Here is a 6,857-nt window from a genome sequence, read left to right on the forward strand (position 1 = left end):
GCGCCGCCGGCCATTCAGGGCATGGGCAACACCAACGGCTTCAGCTTCTTCCTGCAGGACATCAACGGCGCCGGCCATGAGGCGCTGACCGCCACGCGCAACAAACTGCTGGCCGCCGCCGGCCAGAGCGCGCTGCTCGCCAACACGCGCCCCAACGGACAGGAAGACACGCCGCAGTTCTCCATCGACATCGATCAGGGCAAGGCCACCGCGCTGGGCGTGTCGCTCTCCGATATCAACACCACGCTTTCGACCGCGTGGGGCTCTGACTATGTAAACGATTTCATCGACCGTGGCCGCGTCAAGCCGGTCTATGTGCAGAGCGCGGCCGGTTTCCGCATGCAGCCCTCCGATCTCGGCCGCTGGTATGTGCGCAACAGCGATGGCGACATGGTGCCGTTCTCCGCCTTTGCCACCGGGCGGTGGACCTACGGCTCGCCGCGGCTGGAGCGCTATAACGGCGTCTCGGCGATGGAAATTCAGGGCGAGGCGGCCTCCGGCGTCTCCTCCGGCGATGCCATGTCGGAAATCGACCGGCTGGTGACGGAACTGCCGGCGGGCTATTCCCACGAGTGGACCGGGCTTTCCTATCAGGAGCGGCTGTCCGGCAGTCAGGCGGCCGCGCTCTATGCCATCTCGGTTCTGGTGGTCTTTCTGTGCCTCGCTGCGCTTTACGAAAGCTGGTCGATCCCGTTTGCCGTCATGCTCTCGGTGCCGATCGGCGTGTTCGGCGCGCTGGCGGCGGCATTGCTGTTCGGGCAGAGCAACGATGTGTATTTCAAGGTCGGCCTGCTCACCACCATCGGCCTTGCCGCCAAGAACGCCATTCTCATCGTCGAGTTCGCGGTGGAACGGCAGGCGGCGGGGCAATCGCTGACCGAAGCCACGCTGGAGGCGGCGCGCCAGCGCCTGCGGCCGATCCTGATGACCTCGTTTGCCTTTATCCTCGGCGTCACGCCGCTGGCCATTGCCACCGGTGCCGGCTCCGGTGCACAGAACGCCATCGGCATCGGCGTCATGGGCGGCATGCTGGCGGCCACCGCCATCGGCGCGCTGTTCGTGCCGCTGCTGTTCGTCGCCGTGCGCCGCCTCGTCCCCGCCCGCGCCCGGCCTGCCGATGACGCCGCAGGCAAGGCCACGGAGAGCACCCCGTGAGCGTGCTGCGGATGCCCGGCCTGCCGCCTTTCCCCGTTTTCCACCTGCGAGCGACGATCATGACCCCCTGCCCCGCCGGCCCTTCCGGCCACGCCGTGTTGCCGAAGGCCGCCCGGCTCGCCCTGATGGCCACGGTCGCGCTCAGTCTCGCCGGCTGCATGGTGGGGCCGGACTACCAGAAGCCGGCCATCGCCACGCCGGCGAAATGGAGCGGCACCGCCGCGGCGGGGGCCGACGTGACCGACGCCACGCCGCAGCTGGCGGCGTGGTGGCAGCGGCTGGGCGACCCGCAGCTCGATGCCCTGATCAACGAGGCTGTCGCCGGCAACCTCGACGTCGCCACCGCCAAGGCCAAGGTGCGCGAGGCCCGCGCCACCTACCGGCAGGCCGGCGGCACGCTGGCGCCGAGCGTCAGCGCCTCCGCCTCCGCCACCCGCGCCGCCAACGGCGGCAACGTGTCGGATACCGGCGACATCACCATCGCCGGTCCGTTCAACACTCTGCAGGCCGGTTTCGACGCCAGCTGGGAAATCGATCTCTTCGGCGCCAACCGCCGCACGATCGAGGCCGCGCGCTACAGCGCCGATGCCGCGGACGAGGAACTGCGCGCGACGCTGGTCACACTCATCGGCGACGTTGCCTCCAACTATGTCGCCGCGCGCAGCTATCAGGCGCGCATCGCGCTTGCCCGCCGCACCGCCGCCTCGCAGCGCGAGACCGCCGCCCTCACCCGCACCAAGCTGGAGGCCGGCGCCGCCTCGGCCATGGATGTCGCCAACGCCACCGGCCTTGCCGCCTCCACCGAGGCGGATATCCCGACGCTGGAAACCGCCTATGCGGAGAGCGTCCACCGCCTCAGCATTCTCACCGGTCAGGCCCCGGGCGCGCTCAACGCACGCATGAAGGCGGCAAAGCCCATCCCCGCGCCGCGCCTGCCGCTGGCGGCGGGCATTCCGGCGGATATCGTTTCCAGCCGCCCGGATGTGCGGCAGGCCGAGCGCCAGCTGGCGCAGTCCACCGCCAGGGTCGGCAACGCGGTCGCCAACCGCTATCCGAGCGTCAGCCTCACCGGTGCGGTCTCGACCTCCGGCGTGCGCATCGGCGATCTTGCCAGACAATCGTCGGTCAGCTGGTCGTTCGGCCCCACGGTTAGCGTGCCGGTGTTCGAGGGCGGGCAGCTCAAGGCCGCGGTCGATATCGCCGCCGCGCAGCGCGATCAGTATTTCCTCGCCTATCACGCCGCCGTGCTGACGGCGATGGAGGACGTCGACAACGCCATTGTCGCGCTGGGACAGGAACGCCTGCGCCGCGGCAAGCTCGCCAGCGCCGCCGGCGCCTATCGCGATGCCGCCCGGCTTTCGCGCGCGCTCTACCAGAGCGGCTCCACGTCGTTCCTCGATGTGCTCGATGCGGAGCGCTCGCTCTATTCGGCCGAAGATGCGCTGATCCAGAGCCGCGCAGCCATCGCCACCGATTATGTCGCCCTCAACAAGGCGCTCGGCGGCGGGTGGGACGGGGTCATCGATGCCAGCAAGCCGGTCGTGACCGACACCCGGACATGGCCGAAACCGGAAATCGGCCGCATCGGCCCGCCGGAGCCGGCTTCGGCCATTGCGCCGCTGCCGGCTGAGACCCCGGCTCGCGGCAAATCCTGATTTGCGGGGCACCGCCGCCCCGTCCGCCCCGTCCGCACCAGCAGGGTGTATGAAACGATGACGATCAAACGACGCCCGCTGCTGTGGGGGCTGGCCGTGCTGGCCATCGCCGGCGGCGGGCTGGCGCTGCGCAGCGGCTTTTCCGCCCGGCCGCAGGCCACGGTCATGACCGCGCCGGTCACCGTCGGCAGCATCGAGGAAACGGTGCTCGCCAACGGCATCCTGAAACCGGTGCGGCTGGTGGCCGTCGGGGCGCAGGCCTCCGGCCGCATCACCGCGGTGCATGTGAAGACCGGCGACACGATTACCGCCGGCAGCCTGATTGCCGAGATCGACTCGGTGACGCAGCAGAACGATGTGCGCACCACCGAGGCCGCCCTTGCCAACGTGCGCGCCCAGCGCGCCGAGAAGGAGGCGACCCTGCTGCTTGCGCGGCAGACGCTGGCCCGGCAGCAGAAGATGGTGAGCCAGCGCGCCGTTTCGCAGGCCGACTATGACAGCGCCGTTGCCGATGTCGCCGCGACCACGGCCCAGATCGCCGCGCTCGATGCCCAGATTGCCGAGGCCGGGGTGGCCGTGGACAACGCCCGCGCCAATCTGGGCTATACCCGCATCACCGCGCCCATCGACGGCACGGTTCTGGCGGTGGTCAGCCAGGAGGGGCAGACCGTCAACTCCACCCAGTCCGCGCCGACCATCATCGTGCTCGGCGACCTGACCGCGATGACCGTGCGGGCCGAGATTTCCGAAGCCGATGTCGTCAGCACCCGGCCCGGGCAGGCGGTGTGGTTCACCATTCTGGGCGAGGCCGACCGCCGGTTCGAGGCAAAGCTCGCCGCCATCGAGCCCGCGCCGGAATCGGTGCGCAACGATTCCTCGTTCAGCACCACGACATCGTCGAGTTCCACCTCGTCATCGTCCTCGGAGGCGATCTACTACAACGGCGTTTTCACCGTGCCCAACCCGGACGGCGTGCTGCGCACCTATATGACGGCCGAGGTGCACATTCTGCTCGCCGAGGCGCACGACGTGCTGACCATTCCCGCCAGCGCCCTCGGCGCCCGCGGGGCGGATGGCCGCTATACCGTCCGCGTGCTCGGTGCCGATGGCGCCGTGAGCGGGCGCGCCGTGGAGATCGGCCTCAATAACCGCATCATGGCGGAGGTGCGCAGCGGACTTGAGAAGGGCGACCGGGTGGTGACGGGCGAGGCCGGCAGCGCCGCGGCATCGGGCCAGCGCTTCGGCCCGCCGCCGATGCTGTGACGGACCGCGACCATGAGTGAACCCCTCATCGAAATCCGCGGCCTGCGGCGGGCCTTCCCCGCCGGCGAGGGCGAAACGCTGGTGCTGAAGGATGTCGACCTCACCATCGCCGCCGGCGAGATGGTGGCAATCGTCGGCGCCTCCGGCTCCGGCAAGTCGACGCTGATGAACATCCTCGGCTGCCTCGACAGGCCGAGCGGCGGCAGCTATCGCATCCGCGGCCGCGAGGTGGCCGACCTCGGGCCGGACGAACTGGCGGCGCTGCGCCGCGAGCATTTCGGCTTCATCTTCCAGCGCTATCACCTGCTCGGCGAACTGACGGCCCTCGGCAACACCGAGGTTCCGGCCATCTATGCCGGCCGGGCGCCGGCCCTGCGCCGCACCCGCGCCCTCGCCCTGCTTGAGCGTCTCGGCCTTGCCAGCCGCGCCGATCACCGGCCCGGCCAGCTTTCCGGCGGCCAGCAGCAGCGCGTCTCCATCGCCCGCGCACTGATGAACGGCGGCGAGTGCATCCTCGCCGACGAGCCGACCGGCGCCCTCGACCGCGCCAGCGGCGATGAGGTGCTGCGCATTCTGGAGGAACTGAACGCCGAGGGCCGCACGGTCATCATCGTCACCCACGACATGAACGTCGCCGCCCGCGCCGGCCGCATCGTGGAAATCAGCGACGGCGCCATCGTCGACGACCGCCAGACCGGCAGGCCGGCCCCGCAGCCCGCCGCACCAGCGCAATCGCCCGCCGCTGCCCCGGCGCAGCCGCCCGCTGCCGCCGGCCGCTGGCGGGCCATGGCCGACCGCTTCTCCGAGGCGCTGCGCATGGCACTGCTGGCCATGAACGCCCACCGGCTGCGCACCTTCCTGACGATGCTCGGCATCATCATCGGCATCGCCTCCGTGGTCTGTGTCGTGGCGCTCGGCGAGGGGTCGCGCCGGAAGGTGCTCGCCAACATTTCCAGTCTCGGCACCAACACGCTGGAGATCTTCGCCGGCAAGGACTTCGGCGACATCCGCTCCGCCAGGATCACCACGCTGGTGGTGGCCGACGCCGATGCCCTGCGCCAGTTGCCGTTCGTGGCTGCCGTCACGCCGACGGTTTCCACCTCCACGACCGTGCGCTCCGGCAACAAGGAGGCGAACGCCCTCGTCAACGGCGTCGGCGCACAATATTTTTCCGCCAAGGGCCTGAAACTGCAGACCGGCCGCCTCTTCACCGAAGACGACGTGCGCTACCGGCGGCAGGATGCCGTCATCGACGAAAACACCCGCAAGACACTGTTCGGCGATGACAGCGGCATCGGGCAGATCGTCTTCGCCGGCACGGTTCCGGTGCGGGTCACGGGCGTCGTCAACACCCAGCAGGGCGGCTTCGGCGGTTCGCAGAACCTCTCCGTCTACCTGCCCTACACCACCGTGCAGACGCGCTTTCTGGGCGACACGTCTCTGCGCTCCATCACGGTGCGGGTGCGCGACGATGCCCCCATGACTGCCGCCGAGCAGGCCGTGACCGACTTTCTCACCCAGCGCCACGGCACGAAGGATTTCTTCATCCTCAACACCGACGACATCCGCCAGACCATCACCAGCACCACCGACACCCTGACCATGCTGATCGCGGCCATTGCCGTGATTTCGCTGATGGTCGGCGGCATCGGGGTGATGAACATCATGCTGGTCTCGGTCAGCGAGCGGGTGGCGGAAATCGGCGTGCGCATGGCGGTGGGGGCGCGGCGCAGCGACATCCTGCAGCAGTTCCTCATCGAGGCGGTGCTGGTGTGCATCATCGGCGGCGCGCTGGGCATCGCCGCCGCCCTCGGCTTCGGCGCGGCCTTCACGCTCACCGGCTCCAACTTCACGCTGATCTATTCCACGACATCGATCGTCGCCGCCCTCGGCTGTTCCAGCCTGATCGGCATCACCTTCGGCTACCTGCCGGCCCGCAACGCCTCGCGGCTCGACCCCGTGGCCGCCCTCTCCCGCGCCTGAAGGCGCGCCGGCTTGTAACTTTGAAAACGGCATCGTACGCATATTGCAGGATCAACAGCGGTGCCGCGGACTGCCGCGGCACGGGCGGGCAGCGATGACGGCCGGGGCAGATCACACCGCCTTGCAGCGCCAGCAGGAAGCCGGGGCCGGCAGCGGCACCCCCGCCGCACCGCGGCGCCGCGGACGCCCGCGTCTGGCCTCGCCCGAAGACTACCGCGCCCGCATCACCCACGCCGCCCGCCAGCTCTTCCTTGAGCGCGGGTACGCCGGGCTGACGATGGACAGCGTTGCCGCCGCCTGCCAGATTTCCAAGAAAACGCTGTACCAGTTCTTCGCCAGCAAAGTGTCGCTGATGGCCAGCGTGGTCGATGCGCACCGGCTGATGATTCTGGCCCTGCCCGGCGACTATTCCGCCCTCAGCCCGGAAGATGCACTGGCGGCGATCTTCCGCATCGACCTTGGCTGCATCGAGGCCACCGCCAGCATCGAACTGCTGCAGCGCATCTCCGAAGAAGCCCGCAACAGCCCGGAACTGCGGGCCATCGTGCGCGAAATCGGCTCGGATGTTTCCCAGCGCCTGCTGGCCGAATGGCTCGACGGAGAACAGGCCGCCGGCCGCCTCGTCGTGCCCGACAGCACGGCACTGGCCTACCTGCTGATGTCGATCGTCTACAGCCCCCTGATCTCCAGCCGCAGCGGCTGCGTCAGCACCCCGCACGGCACCGCCCGCCAGACCTATCTGCGCGGCGCCTTCCGCATCATCGTCGACGGAATCCGCCCCCGGCCCTGAGCCCGCCCGGC

Annotated in this window: 5 protein-coding genes; all 5 read left to right on the top strand. The window is 69.5% G+C overall.

Annotated features, from left to right (window positions below):
- Window positions 1-1,155 (top strand): efflux RND transporter permease subunit (locus V7067_RS13905; RefSeq protein WP_334176503.1); only part of this gene is annotated, 1,155 nt, incomplete at its 5' end.
- A gap of 125 nt (window positions 1,156-1,280) precedes the next feature.
- The gene (locus V7067_RS13910; protein WP_334176507.1) at window positions 1,281-2,810 is read left to right on the top strand and encodes an efflux transporter outer membrane subunit; all 1,530 of its coding nucleotides are present in this window, start codon (window positions 1,281-1,283) and stop codon (window positions 2,808-2,810) included.
- A gap of 57 nt (window positions 2,811-2,867) precedes the next feature.
- The gene (locus V7067_RS13915) at window positions 2,868-4,073 is read left to right on the top strand and encodes an efflux RND transporter periplasmic adaptor subunit (protein ID WP_334176504.1); all 1,206 of its coding nucleotides are present in this window, start codon (window positions 2,868-2,870) and stop codon (window positions 4,071-4,073) included.
- A gap of 12 nt (window positions 4,074-4,085) precedes the next feature.
- On the top strand, window positions 4,086-6,056 hold the full coding sequence (locus V7067_RS13920) for a MacB family efflux pump subunit (protein ID WP_334176505.1): 1,971 nt from the start codon (window positions 4,086-4,088) through the stop codon (window positions 6,054-6,056).
- 94 nt (window positions 6,057-6,150) lie between these two features.
- Window positions 6,151-6,846 (top strand): TetR/AcrR family transcriptional regulator, encoded by a 696-nt coding sequence (locus V7067_RS13925; RefSeq protein ID WP_334176506.1) that lies wholly within the window; start codon window positions 6,151-6,153, stop codon window positions 6,844-6,846.
- Window positions 6,847-6,857 lie beyond the last annotated feature (11 nt).

Source organism: Pseudoxanthobacter sp. (assembly GCF_036822375.1).
In the GTDB taxonomy this organism is placed as follows: Bacteria; Pseudomonadota; Alphaproteobacteria; order Rhizobiales; family Segnochrobactraceae; genus Pseudoxanthobacter.